4 protein-coding genes are annotated in these 2,620 nt (G+C 31.4%); 3 read left to right on the forward strand and 1 reads right to left on the reverse strand.

Annotated features, from left to right (window positions below):
- Nucleotides 1-160: 160 nt before the first annotated feature.
- From PF272_RS02050 to PF272_RS02060, 3 genes are all read left to right on the forward strand, one after another.
- Nucleotides 161-298, forward strand: coding sequence for a hypothetical protein (locus PF272_RS02050; protein WP_271141425.1), 138 nt, complete (start codon nt 161-163; stop codon nt 296-298).
- Between the two features lie 323 nt (nt 299-621).
- Complete coding sequence (locus PF272_RS02055) at nt 622-1,095, forward strand: JAB domain-containing protein (RefSeq protein WP_271141426.1); 474 nt, start codon at nt 622-624, stop codon at nt 1,093-1,095.
- Between the two features lie 182 nt (nt 1,096-1,277).
- Entirely contained in the window at nt 1,278-1,514 is a 237-nt protein-coding gene (locus PF272_RS02060) for a hypothetical protein (protein ID WP_271141427.1), read from the forward strand.
- 6 nt (nt 1,515-1,520) lie between these two features.
- Here the strand turns inward: PF272_RS02060 and PF272_RS02065 are convergent, their stop codons facing one another.
- Nucleotides 1,521-2,408, reverse strand: a complete 888-nt coding sequence (locus tag PF272_RS02065; RefSeq protein ID WP_271141428.1) for a hypothetical protein — start codon at nt 2,406-2,408, stop codon at nt 1,521-1,523.
- Nucleotides 2,409-2,620: the final 212 nt, after the last annotated feature.

A 2,620-nucleotide genomic window follows, 5' to 3' on the forward strand; every position in this document is an offset into this window, starting at 1 on the left:
TTGGATTCGTTTTGTCAAATGATAACATTGACATTAGTGAGGCTTTAATCCTTGTTAATATTGGTGTAATCTTTTGGATATTAGGGCTGCTTCTTGATTACATAGTAGATTTAATAAACAAAAAGACAAAAGCCGATAAAACTAAAGCTAAGGAGGTTTTATGAATTGGTGGTTACTTGGTGTAGGTGGAACGTTAGTTTTTGCTGCTACTATTTTTACCGCTTTAGTGTATTGGTCTAATTGGGATCTTGTCACTGGTAAAGATACTAAGCGTAAAACAAAAACCAAAAAACATTAATACACTTCTAAACATTCAGATCAATATCTTTTGATATTGGTCTTTCTTGAACACCCCCTAATGGGAAACATAATTCCCTATGGGTGCTGTGTTTCCCTTTTATTTTCTATTTAAGGAGAAACACGATGTCTTAATTCCATTGATACACATCTTGTCATTAATGGATGGGATATTTGTACAGTTGAAGATTATTGGAACTGTATAGATACTTTTAAACAAAGAGTAGAAGAAAATAATTAATTCTTCTATTTCATCACCCAAGCGGGGATACTCCTGTTTGGGTGGTATTCCCTTTTTTATTTTTAAATTAGAGGAATACCGATATGAATTTAACTACAGAACAAAAATTAACTATTAATAACGCTTTAACCTGTCTTGAACAACTTATGGAATCATCTCCATTATATCAAGTCAATGCACCAGAGTTCACTTCTCCAGCGCTTGCGGCTGATTATTGTCGATTGAAGATTGGGGCAGAAACAAGAGAAGTGGTTCTAGTATTATTTTTGTCTAATCAGCACAAGCTGCTTTGTGCAGATATCATATTCAAAGGCATTATCAATCAAGCCAGTATATCTCCTAGAGATATTATTAAGAAGGCGTTGGAGGTAAATACTGCGGCAATAATCATTGCGCATAATCATCCATCAGGTGATGTCACGCCAAGTAATGCTGATTTTACTATTACTAAAAAACTAAAAGCAGCTTGCGAATTATTTGACATTCGGCTTTTAGATCATTTAGTGGTATCAATGAAAGAGGCTTATTCTTTCGCTGAACATAATGATATGGCTTAGCTTAAACTTGTCAATAAAAGCGACTTCGGTCGCTTTTTTCTTACTTGTAAAAATCTTACTAAACACATCAAGTTATAACATAAAAAATTTTAGTTATTTTTAATAATCAATTTCCTCTTCGTTTTTCACTTCACTTTTTCTATTGTCTTATCACCCTTAGTCATTAATTATTTGGAGAAAAAATGAATAAGTTTGATAAAGTTACATTAGCTAATAAAGCATCTATAGAGGACATTGAACACCCAAACTGTATAGAATGCGATGAACCTCTTTATTTCGCCTTAAAAGACAATCATCATTCGTTTAGTTTACCGCTTTCTACACTCCTAGAATGTCTAAAATTCGCTGAAAATGAAGGAGCTATTCCGCCAATTGATAGTGAGTGGTGGGTGCAAGTATCAAACCTTTACTCCGAATAATCCATCTTAATATTTAAAACCGTGCTTCAATCCTACTTCTTTGGCAGCAATGAGTAATTCTTTATTCTTTGTTTCTTGCTTTTCACTAAGAGTGCTTGGATGGTAAGTTAATAGATTTTCAAAATGAAGGTTATCAAATATGATTTTTTCACTGTATATTATTTCTTTTTGAGAAACGGTCAATAAAAGACTTTCTGTAAGATGATGATCTTTTATATAAGTTTTGTGATTTGTAAAATAAAATCCAACATTAGAAAAACATTTTGCTCGAAGTTGATTATTTTCAAAATATAAATTAGGGGCTTTTTCTAATGCAGAAATAAGCTCTTTATTAGAAATATAACGACCTATTAGGGCTTTGTTCAAAGAAAAATAAGCTAACAACAAAGGAATATTTTGGAGTGAAGCGCCATAATAGAGATAGGCTCTAGCATCAAAAAAATCATTAAGCATCTCTTTTGCTAAAGATAGGCTAATATAAATGCCTATTTTCTTTTGTAGCAGATAAATAATCTTATCAAAATGATTAACCATTTTATCAATAATTTCTTTGGCAATATCATCTATTGCCCCTTTTCGACTATCTTTTGTAAAAGCTTTTCTATCCGCCTTATAAGGACAATAGTTATAAGCTTGTTTGTTATATATACCTAAACCGATAGGAGTTTCATAATGTTTAGCAAAAGGTTTGTCAGTGTGTGCTGATTTTCTATATAACCCAATAATTTGTACAGGGTTATTACATGCTGGACAGATAGCAAATTGGCTAATTTCGTGGTTTTGCCGTTCCATTTTTCGGTAAAAAGGTGCTTTTTTTGCTGTTTTTCTTTCAAACAAATCAGTTTCAATTGGATAACTTTGGTATTCATTAACAGTAAATTTAATTCTATCCATTATTTTTACCCTAGTTTGAAAAGTAACGTGAATTAATAAAACATCTTAACGTACTGATCTTAAAACGCAATTTTTTTTGATTATTTTCAATAATCAATTTCTCCTTTTCTCTTTTTTTTAATTTCTTATAGTCATTAGAGGCAAACTGACTTGTCGTTTATGAGGAAATTTATCTTGGAAATTATGTTTCGTTATCAAAATAGTCTATTCAC

This window comes from Gallibacterium faecale (assembly GCF_027920745.1).
GTDB classification, from domain to species: Bacteria; Pseudomonadota; Gammaproteobacteria; order Enterobacterales; family Pasteurellaceae; genus Gallibacterium; species Gallibacterium faecale.